The organism is Janthinobacterium sp. SUN137 (assembly GCF_030587265.1).
Taxonomy (GTDB): Bacteria; Pseudomonadota; Gammaproteobacteria; order Burkholderiales; family Burkholderiaceae_D; genus Janthinobacterium; species Janthinobacterium kumbetense.
The window spans coordinates 769,369-785,529 of the sequence record NZ_JAPWHZ010000001.1; the positions used below are offsets into that span (position 1 = coordinate 769,369).

Consider the following 16,161-nt stretch of genomic DNA (forward strand, 5'->3'; position numbering starts at 1 on the left):
TGCCCTTCAACCGTGCGCGGCACGCCCCGCATGCTGGCGGTATTTCGCCACGATGGCTTGCGCCCTGGCGCTGGCCGCCACCTGCTGCTCCGGCGTCAGTTCCGCCTGCAGCCAGTGCCAGTACTCATCCTGGTAGGGATTGGTGACGCCGGGCGCGAGGATGTCGTCGTAGACCTGGCGCAGCGCCAGCAGGTAGCCATACGCTCGCGGCGCATCTTTCTGCACCACCTCGCCATCGCGCAGATACGCCATCATCAGAGTCGACACGCTGGTCAGCTCCGCCTCGTCCGCCTGCGCCGTCAGCTGGGCAATCGCTTGCCGCTTCCACGCCTGCACCAGCGGATCGTCGGGACGGTTGCGCAGCGCGCTGCGGTCGCCGAACGGCCCTTCCGACAGGAAGATAGTCGCCGCGCCGGGCACGCCCGCCCTGGCGGCAGTCGCCAGGTAGCCGAGGCGCTCCTCGCGCTGGCGCTGCGTCAGGCCCGCGCACAGCTGCTGCTGGGCGGCTTTTTCCTGCGCCGTCATCTCGCGCCCCAGCTCGAATTCCAGCCCCGGCAAGCGCCTTTCTTTCTCAAATGAAATGCAGTCGTCGAGCAGATTGTAGGCCGCATACGCGTCTTCCGGCTTGCCGCTGGCCGTCAGGCGCGCGAGCTGCTGCGCCAGGGTGACGGGCATCGGCGCGGCATCGGCGACCGGGCTGGCATCGATATTCAGATACGATTCCAGGCTGCGTCCCGCTGGCGCGCCAGCGGCGGAGGCGGCGGCAGCGTCCGGCGCGCCGCTCTCGGGTGCGGGCCAGTACACGAGCGCCAGCGCTGCCGCGATGGCGGCGGCGATGGCCATGCCGGTGAATTTGACGTTCATGGTGAGGAAGCGCGTGGATGGGAAATGCACGTTACCACAGGCGCGCGGCAGCGGGCCGCACGCCTCCGCACGCTCAGCCGCCGGCCTTTTTCGGCTGGTGGCCCAGCTTGACCAGCGCGGCCAGGATGGCGTCGACATGGTCGCCCTGCACTTCGATCACGCCATCCTTGACGGTGCCGCCCGAGCCGCACTGCGTGCGCAACTGCTTGCCCAGCAGGGCCAGCGCGACGGCGTCCAGCGGCAAGCCCTTGACCACGGTGACGCTCTTGCCGCCACGACCCTTGGTCTGGCGCGAGACGCGCACCACGCCATCGCCCGCAGGCGCAGCCTTCGCTTGCGCCTTGCACGCGCACTGCGCCAGCGGCTGGCGGCAGGCGGGACACATGCGGCCCGTTTCAGTGGAATAGACGAGACCGCCCAGGGAGCTGCTTTTCATGAGGAAACGATAAAAGAGGAAGAAAGCGCGATTGTACCAAGCGGCAGCCCGCAGTTGACGAGCGTCAATTGGCCGGCGCAGGCGCCACGGGCGCCGTCGGCACTTCCGTCACCGTTTCGGGGATGCCCGACAAAATCGTCACGGCGACCCGGCGGTTGCGCGCGCGCCCTTCCGGCGTGGCGTTCGGCGCCACGGGGATATTGTCCGCGTGGCCGACGGCCGTCAGGCGCGACGCCTTGACGCCGCTGGCGATGAACAGGCGCACCACGGCGCTGGCGCGCGCAGCCGACAATTCCCAGTTCGAGGCAAAGGTCGAATTACTGATCGGCTGCACATCCGTATGCCCTTCCACCTGCACGTCGTGCGTGTCGTCCTTGAGCAGCACGGCCACGGCGCGCAAGGCCTGGTCCGATTCGGCCGTCAAGCCCGCCGCACCCGGATCGAACAGCACGCTGGCATTGATTTCCACGCTCACGCCGCGGCTCGTCTGCGTGACCCGCACCTTGCCTTCCTTGACCAGCGGCGCCAGGGTCGACGTCAGGTCCTGCGCCAGGCGCGTCATGTGTTCGCGCTCGCGGCGGATGGCTTCCGTGCGGCGTTTCAGGGCGGGGTTCGGCAACGGGATCGCCTGCGGCGCTTCCATGATGATGGGCGGCGCGCCCTTTTCCAGGCTGAAGGCCTGGCCGATGGCGTTCTGGAAGACGCGGTATTTGCCTTCGTTGACTTGCGAAATCGCATACATGACGACGAAGAAGGCGAACAGCAGGGTGATGAAGTCGGCGTACGAGATCAGCCAGCGGTCCTGGTTGTCCGGTTCCTCGTCATACTTCCTGCGCGCGCGCCGCATCATGGTCAATGCTCGTGCAAGAGGCTGGACACGCGCTCTTCGATGATGCGCGTGTGGTCGCCCGTGGCGATGTCGTACAGCACGGCGGCCGTGATTTCATATTGCACCACGCGGCGCGAGACGATGGCCTTGAGTTTATTGGCCACCGGCAGGAACAGCAGATTGGCCAGGCCCACGCCATAGATGGTCGAGACGAACGCCACGGCGATGCCGCCGCCCAGCTTGCTGGGGTCGGTGAGGTTTTCCATCACGTGGATCAGGCCCAGCACGGCGCCCAGGATGCCGATGGTGGGCGAATAGCCGGCCGCCGATTCCCACACCTTGACGGCCTGGCGCTCGGCCATTTCGTAGGCGGAGATTTCCACGTCGAGCAGCTGGCGCAGCTTGTCGGGCGCGATGCCGTCGACGATCATGCGCAAACCCTTGGCGTTGAAGCGGTCGGCCGTGTTTTCCATCAGGCGTTCGAGCGCCAGCGGGCCGTCGCGGCGCGCCGTCAGGCTCCATTGCCCGATGTCGCGCGCCAGCGCGGCGCGCGTGTCGGACGGCGGCAGGAAGACCCAGCGCAGCATTTCCAGGCCGCGGACAAAAGTGCGCAGCCGCGTCTGCAGCAGCACGGCGCCGAAGGTGCCGACGATGACGATGGCAAAGGCGGCCGGCTGCAGCAGGGAGGCCATCTTGCCGCCTTCCAGTGCCTGGCCGACCAGCAGGCCCGCCAGCGCCAGCGCCAGCCCGATTACGCTGGACCAGTCCACGCCAGCTCCCTCAAGGTTGCGCGCAGGCGCGCGACGGCCTGGGTATGCAGCTGCGAGACGCGCGATTCGGATACGCCCATCACCGCGCCGATCTCCTTCAGGTTCAGCTCTTCTTCGTAATACAGGCCCATGAGTATTTTCTCGCGTGGCGGCAGCGCGTCGATGGCATCGATCACGGATTGCCGGAAATCGGTATCGAGCAGGGAACGCAAGGGGTCGCTGTCCTCGTCCACGCAGTGGCGGTCGAGGAAGCTGTCATTGCCGTCCGGGTCATGAAAGTCTTCGTAGTACACGAGCTGGTGGCCGCCGCCGTCGCCCAGCATTTCCTGGTAGTCGGCCAGCGACATTTTCAGCAGCTTCGCCACTTCCGACTCGGTCGGCGGATGGCCGAGGCGCTGCTGCAGGGTGCTCATCGCCTCTTCGATCTTGCGCATGTTCTGGCGCATGCTGCGCGGCAGCCAGTCGCTGGTGCGCAATTCGTCGAGCATGGCGCCGCGGATGCGCAGCACGGCATACGTCTCGAACTGCGCGCCATGCGTCTCTTCATAGCGCGTAATGGCATCGAGCAGGCCGATCATGCCGGCCTGGATCAGGTCATCGACCTCGACCGAAGGCGGCAATTTCGCCTTCATATGGTGCGCCAGACGCTTCACCAGCGGAATATGCTCCGTCAGCAAATAGTCCTTGTTCGATTTCCCTTTGACCGTGTACATAGGCTGCTTATTGTTTTCTCATCTTATCTGGTGCTGCGGTTCGATTCAGGCGCTGAACTGGTGCGGGCTCCCCGTCTGGTACAAGGTGCCGCCAAGCACCGGCGCCGCCGAACGGGCCAGCCGCTCGGCCAGTCCGCGAAACGCCACCGACGCTCCCGCCAGCGGAAACGCATCGACCACGCTGCGGCCCAGCCGCGCCGCGCGGTGCAGATACTCGTCGGCAGGCACGGAACCCATCGAAGTCAGCTTCACGGCCAGGTAGCGGCTCGCCGCCTGCGCCATATTATCGTATACCACTTTTGCTTCGGATTCGGAAGCGCCGGTGACGAGAATGCCGAACGGACGGCGTCCCAGTTCCTGGCTCAGGCGCTTGATCAGGCAGTACGCCGCCTTGATCGAGGTGGCGCTGGTCGAGACTTGCACGACGATATCCGACGACGCCATCAGCGGCACGGGGAAGCACGCGCCCTCGTCCGCCACGACGCCGTCGACCAGCACGATGCCGCTCTGGCGCGCCAGCACGTCGAACGTCTTGCCCAGGCGGCGCAGTTCATCCTCGCCCGCATAATCCATGCTGTCCATCAAATGGTTGCGCGCGCCGAGGCTGGCCACGCCGAAACCTTGCGGCACCTGGTGGATGACCTGGTTCAAGCCGCACTGCTGGCGCGCCACGTCGCGCAGGCTGGCGCCGTGCGCCAGTCCCAGGCGCGATGCCACGCCATCGCTGCCGCCGCTGGCGTCGAGCAGCAGCACGTCATTGCCGCCGTAGACGAGCGACGCGCCCAGGTTGACCAGCATGGCGCCCTTGTCGTCCTGCGGCGTGGCCGAGAGGAACGTCATGACGCGCGGCTGCGGGCCGGCCAGCATGCGGCGCAAGCCTTCGGCCTGGTCGAAATCGAAATTAGCCAAGGTGCACCCCGCGCGCTTCATTGTTGCGGGCAGCCGCCTGCGCCATCAGGAGCGGCAGTTCGGCGTCGGAAAACTGCGTCGCCGCCGCATCACGCTTGAGCTTGAAGGCACGGTCGATCAGGTAGCCGCGGTCGGCCAGGTACAGGTCTTCCGGCACGCGCTGGCCGTTCGACACATAAAACAGGTTCAGCTTCTGGCGGATCACCACGTCGAGCACATTGCCGATCGAGGCCGCTTCATCGAGCTTGGTCATGATGCAGCCGGCCAGGCCGCTGCCCTGATACGCGCGCACCACTTCGTTCAACGTTTCCTGCGTGGCCGTGGAGTTCAGGCACAGCAGGCGCTTCACGTCGGCGCCGGCGCCCGACAGCATGGCCACCTGTTCCGTCACCATCTGGTCGCGCTGGCTCACGCCCACCGTATCGATCAGCACCGTGTGCTTGTTCTTCAATTCTTTCAGGGCGATGCGCAAGTCCGCCTCGTCCTTCACCGAATGCACCATCACGCCGAGGATCTTGCCGTAGATGCGCAACTGTTCATGCGCGCCGATACGGTAGGCATCCGTGGTGATCAGGGCCAGCTTTTCCGGGCCGTGGCGCATCACGCAGCGGGCCGCCAGCTTGGCCGTGCTGGTGGTCTTGCCGACGCCGGTCGGGCCCACCAGGGCAAACACGCCGCCCTGCTCCAGCATGGCGTCTTCATTGGCCACAGTATTCAGGTTACGACTCAGGACCGTCTTGATCCAGCGCATGCTTTGCGCGCCGTCGAGGCCGGCCGGCAGCTTGTCGATCAGGTAGCGCGCCAGGCTGGCCGAGAAGCCGGCCGCCAGCATTTCGCGCAGCACGACGGCTTTTTGCGGCTCGCGCTGCTGCGTCGACCCCCACGAGATTTCCGCCAGCTGGGTTTCCATCATGCCGCGCATGGCGCGGATTTCATTCATCATGCCGCTCATCTCGGCGGCGGCGTTTTCCTTGACGTGCGCCAGCGCGCTGGCCATCATCTGCTGCATGCGGGCCATGTCCACTGGCTCGGAGGCAGCCTGGCGCGGCGCGGCAGGACGTGGCGCAGCCGGGCGCTGGGCCGGGGCGGCCGGACGCTGCGACGTGGCGAACTGGGTCTGCAACTGGGGACGGGGCTGGGCCATTTCGGACGCGGCCGGCGGCGAGGCCAGCGAAGCGGCATCGTCATTGGCCAGCGCGAGGATTTCCACCACGCCATCGGCCTGGCGGTTCGACAGGATCACGGCGTCGGGGCCCAGCGCTTCGCGCACCTTGCGCAGCGCATCGCGCGACGAGGCGCCCGTAAATTTCTTCACATTCATGACCGGCCTCCCAGGGCGGGGGTGGCGCAATATTGGCTGAACTGTGTGACCATCGTCGACTCCTGTTGCTTGAGTGCTGTCTTCCACATGGACACAGATCACCCGGACAGTTTCCATTATTAGCGATGCTTACAGGAAATGATCGAAGGAACAGGACGGGAAAGTACCCGTTATTCAGTTTGCCGAGAGGAAATTGATGTTTATTTGACCAAAGACAAGGGCTGGGGTCAGACCCGGCGGGTCTGACCCCGGTACTAATGCTGCCAACTATTGTGCCCCCACCAGCGCCGTGACGCGGATGGTCTTGGTTTCCGGCACTTCCGCATGCGACAGCACTTTGAGCTGCGGCAAGGCGCGGCGCAGGAAGCGCGACAGCAAGGCGCGCAGCGGTGCCGGCACCAGCAGCACGGGCGTCAGGCCCAGCGCTTCCTGTTGCTGGGCAGCCAGGCCCGCCTGGTGCGCGATGGTGTCGGCCAGGCCCGGCTCGATGCCGGCGCCGTCGCCGCCATTGCCCATCGCCTGCATCAGCAGCCGCTCCAGGCGGCTGTCGAGGGTCATCACGGACAGTTCGGCCGAGCCGGGGAACAGTTGCTGCACGATGGCGCGGCCCAGGGCCACGCGCACCAGCGCCGTCAGGTCGTTCGGGTCTTGCGTGCTGACCGTATGCTCGGCCAGGGTTTCGATGATGGTGCGCATGTCGCGGATGTGCACGCCCTCGGCCAGCAGGTTCTGCAGCACCTTTTGCAAGGTCGACAGGGACAGCATCTTCGGCACCAGGTCTTCCACCAGGCGCGGCGACTCCTTGCCCAGGTGGTCGAGCAGCGATTGCACTTCCGCGCGGCCCAGCAGCTCGGAAGCGTGCGAGGTGATCAGGTGGTTCAGGTGCGTGGCCACCACCGTCCCCGCGTCGACCACCGTATAGCCCATCGATTGGGCCTGGTCGCGCAGGCTGGCGTCGATCCAGGTGGCGGGCAGGCCGAAGGCGGGGTCGTTCGTGGCCAGGCCGGGCAAGGTGCCGCTGGCCATGCCGGGATTAATCGCCAGGAACTGGCCGTTGAACGCTTCGCCCACGCCCACTTCCACGCCCTTGAGGGTGATGCGGTAGGCGGACGGTTTCAATTCCAGGTTGTCGCGGATATGCACGGGCGGCGCCAGGAAACCCACTTCCTGGGCAAATTTCTTGCGGATGCCCTTGATGCGTTTGAGCAATTCGCCGCCCTGCGTCTTGTCGACCAGGGGGATCAAACGGTAGCCCACTTCCAGGCCCAGGGTATCGACGGGCATGATGTCTTGCCAGCTGGCTTCTTCCTGCTCGGGCGCCACGGTTGCTTGCGGCACTTCGGCCGGCTTTTCGGCCGCCGCCTTTTCCTGCGTGCGCTTCTTGCTGATCAGATAGGCGGAGCCGGCCAGCAACGAGGCCAGCAGGATGAAGACCATGTTCGGCATGCCGGGAATCAAGCCCATGCCGCCGATGATGCCGGCGGTAATATAGAGCACTTGCGGTTTCGCAAACAATTGCCCCACCAGTTGGGTGCCGATGTCCTGTTCGCTGGCCACGCGCGAGACGACGATACCGGCCGCCGTGGAAATGATCAGCGAAGGAATCTGCGCCACCAGGCCGTCACCGATGGCCAGCAAGGTGTAGTTCTTGAGCGCATCGGCAAAGCCCATGTCGTGCTGCAGCAAGCCCACCAGCAAGCCGCCGACGATATTGATGACGGTGACCATGATGCCGGCGATGGCGTCGCCGCGCACGTATTTGCTGGCGCCGTCCATGGCGCCGTAGAATTCCGCTTCCTGCGCCACTTCCGTGCGGCGGCGGCGCGCCTCGTCTTCGCCGATCAGGCCGGCGTTCAGGTCGGCATCGATGGCCATCTGTTTACCAGGCATGGCGTCCAGCGCGAAACGGGCGCCCACCTCGGCGATACGGCCCGCACCCTTGGTCACGACGGTAAAGTTGATGATCGTCAAAATGATAAACACGACGATACCGACCGTGTAGTTGCCGCCAATCAAGAAGTGACCGAACGCCTCGATCACCTTACCGGCCGCGTCGGCGCCCGTATGGCCTTCCGTCAACACCACGCGCGTGGACGCCACGTTCAGCGACAGGCGCAGCATGGTCGACACGAGCAGGATGGTCGGGAACGCCATGAAGTCGAGCGGCTTGACCGTGTACAGCGCCGTCAGCAGCACGATGATGGACAGCGCGATATTAAAACTGAAGAAGATGTCGAGGATAAAGGCCGGCAACGGCAGCACCATCATCGCCAGCAGCATGATGATGATGATCGGCGCGGCGACGCCCTTGCTGGCGCTGCCTTTCAATCCGCTGAGCCAGGCTGGCATGGTCAGGCCGTTCATGGTGTGCTTCCTTTATTCTTGTCTGCCGCGTCTGCCGCGGGTTTGGTCTGCGACGCGGGGTCGAGCGGGTCGAGCTCGGGCGGCACGTCGAGTTTCTTCGGCTTGTCGGGACGCTCGCCCTGGCCCTTGCCATAGCTGCGCAGCTGGAACACGTAGGCCAGCACTTCGGCCACGGCGCCGTACAGCGCCTCGGGAATCTCGTCGCCGATGTCCGTGTGCTTGTACAGCGCGCGCGCCAGGGCCGGCGCTTCCAGGATGGCGACCTTGTGTTCGCCGGCCAGTTCGCGGATCTTCGCCGCCACCTCGTCGACGCCCTTGGCCACCACCTGCGGCGCGCCGCGCGAATTCTCGCCATACTTCAGGGCCACCGCGTAGTGGGTAGGGTTGGTCACCACCACGTCGGCCGTCGGCACGTCGGCCATCATGCGGCGGCGCGACATTTCATGCTGCATCTGGCGGATCTTCGCCTTGATCTGCGGATTACCGTCCGATTCCTTCGACTCTTGCTTGACTTCCTGCAAGGACATTTTCATCTTGTTGGCGTAATGCCACATCTGGTACGGACCGTCAATGGCGGCGATCAAGCCCAGCGCGCCGACGATCAACAGGAAAGCCGTGATCAAGAGGCTGATCAGATGGGCCGAACCGGCGCGCAGGGATTCCACCGACAAGCCCAGCACGGCGTCCTTTTGATGCTGCATCACCATCCAGGCGACGACGCCCACGACGAGGGTCTTGGCGATGGCCTTGAGCAATTCCACCAGCGCATTCTTCGAAAACATGTTGCCCAGGCCGCGAATCGGGTTGAGCTTGCCAAAATTGGGTGTAAACGCCTTGGAACTGAACAGCCAGCCGCCCACCAGCACGGGCGAAGCCAGGGCGACGAGCATGATGGCCAGCGCGTACGGCAGGCACGTCAGCAGGACCGAACCCACGTCGTAGCCGATGCGCAACATCATCGCGTCGGGATTGAGTATCTGTTCCCGGTCCAGGGTCAGCCCGGACACCATGACGGCCGTCAACCGCCGCACGATGGCGTCGCCAGCAAACCACAGGCAGCAGCCGGACGCCATCAACACAGTGAACGTTGCCACTTCACGCGATCGCGGAACGTCGCCTTCCTCACGCGCCTGCTCGAGGCGCTTCGGTGACGCGGCTTCGGTCTTTTCTGCGTCGCTGTCTTCCGACATCAATCAACTCCGGTGAAGTCCTGCAGCCTGGCTAGGCGCAATACGGACTGGGCATGTGGCATTATCGGTTCAATTACCGCAACGCCATCAAGGGAAAAGGAGGGCGAATCCCCTGCTTTTCCTTTGCTCCCCAGTAACCTTAGCGGGACTTGCGCGCTTCAGCCTGTTTCACCGTCTGTTCAATCGCGCCAAACAGGGACTTGCCGTCATCGCCCAGCATTTCCAGGCGAAGCACGTCGCCGAACAGCAAATACGGCGTGCCGGCGACGCCATCGGCGATCATCTCCTGGTTACGTCGCTCAAAAATACTGGAAAATCCCTTCTTGACTTCCTTGTTGGCGACCCCGCCCGCGCTGACCACGCTGCCGGCGCGCGCGTTGCGCGTCTGGCACAGGTGGGCGAGCAATTGCGGGTAATTGAACGCCATGTCGGCGCCCGCGTGGGGCTGGCCCGTCAACTTGCCGTTCAGGCTGCAGCGCAGCGCGTAATGCACCTTGCCGCCGCGCCAGGCGTCACCCAGCTCGTCGGGCGTGATGGCGACAGGGGAGCACGCCATGGCGGGTTTCGCCTGCAGGAAACCATAACCACTCGCCTGCTCGTCCGGCGCCAGGTTGCGCAGGGTGATGTCGTTGACCAGCATCAACAGCTTGATGTTCAGGTGCGCCTGGTCGGGTGTCGACCCCATGGCCACGTCGTCCGTGATGGCGGCGATGCCCGCCTCGTAGTCGATGCCCCACTGCTCATGCGCCAGCACGATCTCGTCCTGGGCGCCCAGGAAATCGTCGCTGGCGCCCTGGTACAGGCGCGGCGCATCGCGCAGATTGGCGGGCGCCTCGCTGCCCGCCGCCTTGCAGGCCCGCTCGATCTGCTGCAGGTAGGCTGCGCCGGCCACGCGCAAGCTGCTGCGCGGCAAGGGCGCCATGCAGTTGGCGGGATCGAATTCGAAGGCGCGATGGCCGCGGCCGCTATTGATGGTCTGGTACAGCAAATCGAGCTGGGGCGCGATGAAACTCCAGTCGTCGAGCGCCTTTTGCAGGGTCGAGGCGATGCCATCGGCCAGATGGGCCGTTTTCAGGTCGCGCGAGACGACAGCCAGCTGGCCGTCGCGCGTGCCATCCTTCAGGGTAGCTAATTTCATGTGCGGGAAACTTCGTCAAATGCAGGCAATGGAGACTAAAGACGCCAAAAAGCCGGGATATCCCCGGCTTTGGCGGTCAGGAAGGGGCTAGGCCAGGAGCGCGATCTGCTCGGGCGTGAGGTAGCACCACTCGCCTTCGGCGATGCCCAGCGATTCCAGGGTCAGGCTGCCGATGGCGGAACGGTGCAGCGCGCTGCAATGGTTGCCGGCGGCGGCCAGCATGCGCTTGACCTGGTGGTACTTGCCCTGTTCCAGCACGATTTCCAGCTGGTGCTCGCCGCGCTTGACGCAGACGAGGGCCGCCAGCGGGGCCGGCTCGTCGTGCAATTGCACGCCGGCCAGCAGCAGGGCCACCAGCTCATCCGTCACGGGCTCTTGCGTGGTGGCCTGGTAAATCTTCGGAACGTGGCGCTTCGGCGACGATTGTGCATGGATAAACGGGCCATCGTCGGACATCAGCAGCATGCCGGTCGTATCGTGGTCGAGCCGGCCGACGGGCTGGACTTCGCGCCAGGTGAATTGTTCCGGCAGCAGGGTCAGCACGCCAGGATGATGGCTGGGCTTGCGCGAGCATTCGAAGTTGGCGGGCTTGTTCAGCGCCAGGTACAGGTGCGCGCGATACACCCACTCTTCTTCGAACACGTGCAGCACCAGGCCTTCGGTCTCGACGGTGGTGCGGTAATTGGTCTGGGTGACGCCATCGATGACGACATCGCCATCCTCGATGAGGGAACGACAATATTTACGGGTGCCAAAACCCTGCGATTGCAGGATGCGGTCTAGGGATAATTTACTCATGGGCGTGACTTTACCAGAAGCGGCTGGCAGCGTGAAGCGGCGGCGCCTGGCGTCCGCGCGGCGGCCCAGGCGGCACGAAACCATGGTGCACGCAGAAATACCAAAAAGAACAAGGTGAGATTTGGCGAGAAATGGTTGATTCCTTTGAGAAATATCAAGCGCTCGGAATATCGCGTTGATAGACTGAAACTTCGTTAGGAATCCGCCTAACGAGGTTTAGGAATAATAACTAGGCAACGACTGACAAGGACATCGTATGGAGCATACCGATACCATCGCCTTACAAGGCAACATCGCCGACATGCGCCTGCGCATCGCCGCAGAACAGGCGGCCATGCACAAGGTCAGACTCGGCGTGGCGCGCTGGAGCACCGCCCCTGCGCCGCAGGATGCGGACGCGCCGCCATCGCCGGCAAGCCAGACGCGCTGGCATGCCGAGGCGCAATGTCATTTCATGTGCTGGCTGGAACTGGGCGGTTTTGCGCACGCGGATGCGCAGGCCGACAACGCGACCGCGCCCGTCATGGCGGACATGCCGTCCGACATCGGCAGCAACGTTGACGCCGGTGCAACAGCAGCCAGGGAAACCAGCGCCGCTCCCCTGCCCCTGCACTGCAACGGCTGCGCCGTCTGAGCGCGGCCCATCCGACCAGCCATGCCACGCCCTCGCATGCCTGCCTTGCCAGCACGCCCAACCCCATCCAGCGACACCGGACCATCGAGCATGAACGACGCACAAAAGGAAACGGCGGCATTGCGCCGCCGTTCCCAAGCCCCATCGGGACTTTAGTGAGGAATGTAAATTCACTCAAAACCACATCTGCGATGCGGCGAGTAGTTCCAAGACCTGCCAATCAAGTTAGTACTGACAACATAGTTGATATATCGCCCCTCCTTGAAAAGAACTACGCTTTCACTATAGCCCAAGCAGCCCTATTTTCAAGCCAATTTACCACCTTATTGAAAATCATTCTCGACTGGCTTGCCTGCCTGCCAAGAGTGATATCCTCAGCGCAACGCCGGTTGCGACTGCTGCACGGCCGCCTTCATGGCGCCCGCACCCATGGCGGCGCCAAACTTTTTGAGCACCCGTTCCGGCAAGCCTTCATGCTGCGTGTAGTCGACGATGTCTTCCGCCTTGACGACGTCGCGCGCCACGCTGTCGACCGTGCCGAAATCGTCGGCCAGGCCCATTTCCACGGCTTTCGCGCCCGTCCAGTACAAGCCGGAAAAGGTATCGGCCGTTTCCTTCAGGCGCTTGCCCCGTCCCGCGCGCACCACGTCGATGAATTGCTGGTGGATTTCATTGAGCATGCCTTGCGCATACGCCTTGTGTTTTTCCGTCAGGGGGCTGAACGGGTCCATGAAGCCCTTGTTCTCGCCCGCCGTCAGCAGGCGGCGCTCGACGCCCACCTTTTCCATCACGCCCGTAAAGCCGAAGCCATCCATCAGCACGCCGATGGAACCGACCACGCTGGCCTTGTTGACGTAGATGCGGTCGGCGGCGGCGGCGATGTAATAGCCGCCCGAGGCGCACATTTCATCGACCACCACATATAAAGGCTTGTCCGGATAGCCCTTGCGCAGGCGTTGCATCTCGTCGACGATCATGCCGGCCTGCACGGGACTGCCGCCCGGACTATTAATATGCAGCACCACGGCCACGGAACCGGCATCGGAAAACGCCTTGTCCAGCGCGGGGATGACGACGGCGGCCGAGCCGCTGCCTTCGGACTCGATGGCGCCGCTGATGTCGATCAGGGCCGTGTGGCGGCCCAGGGTTTCGCTGTCGTCGGCCGTGTTGTAGTCATAAAACACCCACAGGGCGAACAGCACGATCAGCAAGCCGAAGACCTTGAAAAAGATGCTCCAGCGGCGGTGCGCGCGTTGCTCTTGCAAAGTGGCAAATACCAGCTTTTCCAGCACTTCGCGCTCCCAGTGTCCCGCAGGGGCGCCGTGGCCGGCGGCTGGCGCGCTACTGTCCAGCTTGTCATTCGTGTTATCGCTCATGGTTCACTTTGCGTAAATTACAGAAGGCCTGCCCCGGCCTCAGGCCGGCAGCGGCTGGACATACTCGTCGGGTTGCCAGTACAGCTGGCCATCGCGTTCGGCCACGGCGATCGGGCGCAAGCGCCCGCCCTTGCAGGGACCGCCCGCACAGTAGCCGCTTTCCGGCACATAGATGGCGCCATGCGTCGAACACATCAGGTACAAGCCGCTGGACTCGAAAAACTCGCCTTCCGCCCAGTCCAGCTCGATCGGCACGTGGGCGCAGCGGTTCAGGTAGCCATACGCCTTGCCGCCATGGCGCACGACAAAGCCCGTGGTGGTTTCACCGCCGGCCGAGACGGGAAAGCGCACGCCCTTGCCGCCATCGGCCACGGCGTCGGCGGCACAGATGAAAACGTCGACAACATCGTTCATCATGCGTGCTCGCTCAGCCATTGATGCAGCTCGGCCACCGTGGCGGCCGAATACAGGGGATTGCAAGCTTGCAACTGTGCCACCGGATGCGCTCCATACTCTACGGCAATACCGGCCGCGCCTGCATTGCTTGCCATCAACAAATCATGACTGGTGTCGCCGATCATCACGGTGCGGCGCATATCCTGCCCCAGTTCCCGCGTCAGCTCCTGCAGCATGGCTGGATGGGGCTTGGAAAAGGTTTCATCGGCGCAACGCGTCGCATCGAACAGGGACAGCAGCTTGACGGCATTCAAGGAGCGGTTCAGGCCGACGCGGCTCTTGCCCGTGGCGACGGCGAGGAAATACGCTTGCTGCGACAGTTCCTGCAGCATCTCGTAGACGCCAGGAAACAAAGCCAGCTCATGGTCGCGCGACAGATAGTGATAACGGTAGCGTTCCGCCATGCGCGCATGGTATTTCGGCTCCACGTCGGGCATCACCAGCTGCATGGCTTCCTGCAAGCCCAGGCCGATCACGTGCGAAGCGAGCAACTCGGTGGGAATTGGCAAGCCCAGGTCTTTGGCCGACGCCTGGATGCACTTGACGATGGTCGAGGTACTGTCTATCAGGGTACCGTCCCAATCGAAGACGATCAGATCAAATTGCTTTCTTGCCATGTTTCCCGACGGCATAGCCGCCGGCTCCTTGAGAATGAATGCTGGCGACGACTACCTTGTGGGTAGTGTCGCGCGCACGGTGGATATTTAGCGTGCGGCAACGGCCAATGGTTTGCCCAAGCTTACCAAGAAACGCTCGCATTCGGCAGCCAGCGGCGCGTTCAAGGTCATCGTCTTGCCCGTTTCCGGATGCGTGAACGTGATCTGGTGCGCGTGCAGGAACATGCGTTTCAGGGCGCCGCGCGTGCTGTCGGCTTTCAACAGGGCACGGTTGAGGGCAAAGTCGCCATATTTATCGTCGCCGGCGATGGGGAAACCGGACGAAGACAGGTGCACGCGGATCTGGTGCGTGCGTCCCGTCTTCAATTCCGCTTCCAGCAAGGCGAAGTTGTGATATTTATGCAACAGTGAAAACACCGTGTGCGACGCCAGGCCGTCGGCCTGCACGGCCACCCGGCGCTCGCCTTCGGCCGTCGTATATTTGTGCAAGGGCAACTTGATATGCTGGCGCGCATTCTTCCAGTCGCCGGCCACCAGCACCAGGTAACGCTTGTCCGTGACGCCGTCGCGCATCTGTTCATGCAGATTCGTCAACGCGGAACGTTTCTTTGCCAGCAACAACAAGCCGGACGTGTCGCGGTCCAGGCGGTGCACCAGCTCCAAAAACTTGGCGTCGGGGCGCGAAGCGCGCAATTGCTCGATCACGCCGAACGACACGCCCGAGCCGCCATGCACGGCCACGCCGGCCGGCTTGTCGATGACGAGCAGCTGCGCATCTTCGAAGATGATCTTGAATTCGGCGGCCGGCGCGCCCGTGGCGGCCTTTTCGGCCACGCGCACGGGTGGAATGCGCACCACGTCGCCGGCGGCGAGACGGTACAGCTGATCGATACGGCCTTTATTAACCCGCACTTCTCCCGATCGCAAGATCCGGTAGATGTGGCTTTTAGGCACTCCCTTGCACACTCTTAATAAGTAGTTGTCGATGCGCTGGCCTGCTTCTTCCTCGGCGATCGTTACGAATTGGGCTTGCGGCTGAACCGGGGGTGTTGAAGGGGGAACAACATCATTTTGACTCTTCATTTACTATGTCTTCCCAGAAATCTCTCTAAGTCCTTCATTTTGAATATATAATTGTTTTTGCTGCGGCCCTGGCTGCTGCGAGTGTAAGAATAAAAGCACATTTTACACAGGGGCGTCTCCACCGGCCTCGCCAAATTGCAAATTCGGTGGAAAAAAATGTATATGCACCATCCCTGCGCGAATCAAGGTTGCACCGTAGTTGTAATCGGATAACGCGTGGAGATGCTGAAGTGAGTGTATTGGATTATAAGGATAAGTACCCGTTAGCGCGACTTATCGAGTCGGGCTCGCGGGTTGATGAAGTTGATAACGCTTGCCGTTTTCGCCAAACCCCGTATGCGGCCACAATACTGAGGGTTGTCGATGAATAGGCTGAGGCCAAGCCTCGCCATCGCGATCCCTGTAATGAGCCGGCTTACGATTTGGCTCTGAATTTGCTGACCACTTGCATTCTCTGCCCCCGACATCCGGGCTGCTTCAGATGAGTTGCAGGTGTCCTGTGCACTCGGCATGACGATCGACCTCACCGCGCCTGTTGCGGCCGTAACGTATACCTCGTACGCGTTGTTGCTCCGCACGCCTAGGCATTTCCCCCGCCAGCACTCCCGTTCTCGCATATATCCCTGTACTTCGCCGCTTCCCCGGAAGCGGCTTTGAGATGGC

Annotated in this window: 16 protein-coding genes; 1 reads left to right on the forward strand and 15 read right to left on the reverse strand. The window is 63.2% G+C overall.

The genetic code is table 11. The annotated features are described in order from the left end of the window. Window positions 1-6: 6 nt before the first annotated feature. The 11 genes from O3298_RS03565 to O3298_RS03615 form a co-directional block, all read right to left on the reverse strand. The gene (locus O3298_RS03565; protein ID WP_305058531.1) at window positions 7-864 is read right to left on the reverse strand and encodes a hypothetical protein; all 858 of its coding nucleotides are present in this window, start codon (window positions 862-864) and stop codon (window positions 7-9) included. A gap of 73 nt (window positions 865-937) precedes the next feature. Continuing rightward, window positions 938-1,300, reverse strand: a complete 363-nt coding sequence (locus O3298_RS03570; RefSeq protein ID WP_251350711.1) for a translation initiation factor Sui1 — start codon at window positions 1,298-1,300, stop codon at window positions 938-940. A gap of 64 nt (window positions 1,301-1,364) precedes the next feature. After that, window positions 1,365-2,147 carry a flagellar motor protein MotD gene (gene motD / locus O3298_RS03575; RefSeq protein WP_077409251.1) on the reverse strand — a complete coding sequence of 261 codons (783 nt, stop codon included), beginning with the start codon at window positions 2,145-2,147 and terminating at the stop codon, window positions 1,365-1,367. Between the two features lie 5 nt (window positions 2,148-2,152). After that, window positions 2,153-2,899, reverse strand: a complete 747-nt coding sequence (locus O3298_RS03580) for a flagellar motor protein (RefSeq protein WP_099666849.1) — start codon at window positions 2,897-2,899, stop codon at window positions 2,153-2,155. Beyond that, complete coding sequence (locus O3298_RS03585; protein ID WP_077407859.1) at window positions 2,881-3,612, reverse strand: RNA polymerase sigma factor FliA; 732 nt, start codon at window positions 3,610-3,612, stop codon at window positions 2,881-2,883. The genes O3298_RS03580 and O3298_RS03585 overlap by 19 nt, the downstream gene beginning before the upstream one ends. 45 nt (window positions 3,613-3,657) lie before the next feature. Continuing rightward, on the reverse strand, window positions 3,658-4,521 hold the full coding sequence (locus tag O3298_RS03590) for an antiactivator of flagellar biosynthesis FleN protein (RefSeq protein WP_251350710.1): 864 nt from the start codon (window positions 4,519-4,521) through the stop codon (window positions 3,658-3,660). Beyond that, window positions 4,514-5,842, reverse strand: coding sequence for a flagellar biosynthesis protein FlhF (gene flhF / locus O3298_RS03595; RefSeq protein WP_305058532.1), 1,329 nt, complete (start codon window positions 5,840-5,842; stop codon window positions 4,514-4,516). Before flhF ends, O3298_RS03590 begins: the two co-directional genes overlap by 8 nt. Window positions 5,843-6,109: 267 nt before the next feature. Continuing rightward, a complete protein-coding gene (flhA, locus tag O3298_RS03600) occupies window positions 6,110-8,206 on the reverse strand; it encodes a flagellar biosynthesis protein FlhA (RefSeq protein WP_289916852.1) in 2,097 nt (698 codons plus the stop codon). After that, window positions 8,203-9,396 (reverse strand): flagellar biosynthesis protein FlhB, encoded by a 1,194-nt coding sequence (flhB, locus tag O3298_RS03605; RefSeq protein WP_289916853.1) that lies wholly within the window; start codon window positions 9,394-9,396, stop codon window positions 8,203-8,205. Before flhB ends, flhA begins: the two co-directional genes overlap by 4 nt. Before the next feature lie 139 nt (window positions 9,397-9,535). Next, a complete protein-coding gene (locus tag O3298_RS03610) occupies window positions 9,536-10,534 on the reverse strand; it encodes a fumarylacetoacetate hydrolase family protein (protein ID WP_305058533.1) in 999 nt (332 codons plus the stop codon). Between the two features lie 87 nt (window positions 10,535-10,621). After that, the gene (locus tag O3298_RS03615; protein ID WP_034754110.1) at window positions 10,622-11,332 is read right to left on the reverse strand and encodes a pseudouridine synthase; all 711 of its coding nucleotides are present in this window, start codon (window positions 11,330-11,332) and stop codon (window positions 10,622-10,624) included. Between the two features lie 256 nt (window positions 11,333-11,588). On the opposite strand from O3298_RS03615, the gene O3298_RS03620 reads away from it, so the two are divergent. Continuing rightward, window positions 11,589-11,966, forward strand: coding sequence for a hypothetical protein (locus O3298_RS03620; protein ID WP_305058534.1), 378 nt, complete (start codon window positions 11,589-11,591; stop codon window positions 11,964-11,966). 374 nt (window positions 11,967-12,340) lie between these two features. Here O3298_RS03620 and O3298_RS03625 read toward each other — a convergent pair whose 3' ends face one another. The 4 genes from O3298_RS03625 to O3298_RS03640 form a co-directional block, all read right to left on the reverse strand. After that, window positions 12,341-13,342, reverse strand: a complete 1,002-nt coding sequence (locus O3298_RS03625; protein ID WP_099666845.1) for a S49 family peptidase — start codon at window positions 13,340-13,342, stop codon at window positions 12,341-12,343. Between the two features lie 39 nt (window positions 13,343-13,381). Next, a complete protein-coding gene (locus O3298_RS03630; RefSeq protein WP_099666844.1) occupies window positions 13,382-13,759 on the reverse strand; it encodes a Rieske 2Fe-2S domain-containing protein in 378 nt (125 codons plus the stop codon). Continuing rightward, window positions 13,756-14,415, reverse strand: coding sequence for an HAD-IIIA family hydrolase (locus O3298_RS03635; RefSeq protein WP_035821424.1), 660 nt, complete (start codon window positions 14,413-14,415; stop codon window positions 13,756-13,758). The genes O3298_RS03630 and O3298_RS03635 overlap by 4 nt, the downstream gene beginning before the upstream one ends. 87 nt (window positions 14,416-14,502) lie before the next feature. Then, window positions 14,503-15,498 carry an RluA family pseudouridine synthase gene (locus O3298_RS03640; RefSeq protein WP_077407877.1) on the reverse strand — a complete coding sequence of 332 codons (996 nt, stop codon included), beginning with the start codon at window positions 15,496-15,498 and terminating at the stop codon, window positions 14,503-14,505. Window positions 15,499-16,161: the final 663 nt, after the last annotated feature.

Coding starts and splice junctions, on each gene's coding strand:
- O3298_RS03615 (WP_034754110.1), bottom strand. CDS start 11,332: ATGAGTAAATTATCCCTAGACCGCATCCTGCAATCGCAGGGTTTTGGC.
- O3298_RS03585 (WP_077407859.1), bottom strand. CDS start 3,612: ATGTACACGGTCAAAGGGAAATCGAACAAGGACTATTTGCTGACGGAG.
- O3298_RS03610 (WP_305058533.1), bottom strand. CDS start 10,534: ATGAAATTAGCTACCCTGAAGGATGGCACGCGCGACGGCCAGCTGGCT.
- motD (WP_077409251.1), bottom strand. CDS start 2,147: ATGCGGCGCGCGCGCAGGAAGTATGACGAGGAACCGGACAACCAGGAC.
- O3298_RS03570 (WP_251350711.1), bottom strand. CDS start 1,300: ATGAAAAGCAGCTCCCTGGGCGGTCTCGTCTATTCCACTGAAACGGGC.
- O3298_RS03640 (WP_077407877.1), bottom strand. CDS start 15,498: ATGAAGAGTCAAAATGATGTTGTTCCCCCTTCAACACCCCCGGTTCAG.
- O3298_RS03620 (WP_305058534.1), top strand. CDS start 11,589: ATGGAGCATACCGATACCATCGCCTTACAAGGCAACATCGCCGACATG.
- O3298_RS03630 (WP_099666844.1), bottom strand. CDS start 13,759: ATGATGAACGATGTTGTCGACGTTTTCATCTGTGCCGCCGACGCCGTG.
- O3298_RS03635 (WP_035821424.1), bottom strand. CDS start 14,415: ATGGCAAGAAAGCAATTTGATCTGATCGTCTTCGATTGGGACGGTACC.
- flhF (WP_305058532.1), bottom strand. CDS start 5,842: ATGAATGTGAAGAAATTTACGGGCGCCTCGTCGCGCGATGCGCTGCGC.
- flhB (WP_289916853.1), bottom strand. CDS start 9,396: ATGTCGGAAGACAGCGACGCAGAAAAGACCGAAGCCGCGTCACCGAAG.
- O3298_RS03565 (WP_305058531.1), bottom strand. CDS start 864: ATGAACGTCAAATTCACCGGCATGGCCATCGCCGCCGCCATCGCGGCA.
- flhA (WP_289916852.1), bottom strand. CDS start 8,206: ATGAACGGCCTGACCATGCCAGCCTGGCTCAGCGGATTGAAAGGCAGC.
- O3298_RS03625 (WP_099666845.1), bottom strand. CDS start 13,342: ATGAGCGATAACACGAATGACAAGCTGGACAGTAGCGCGCCAGCCGCC.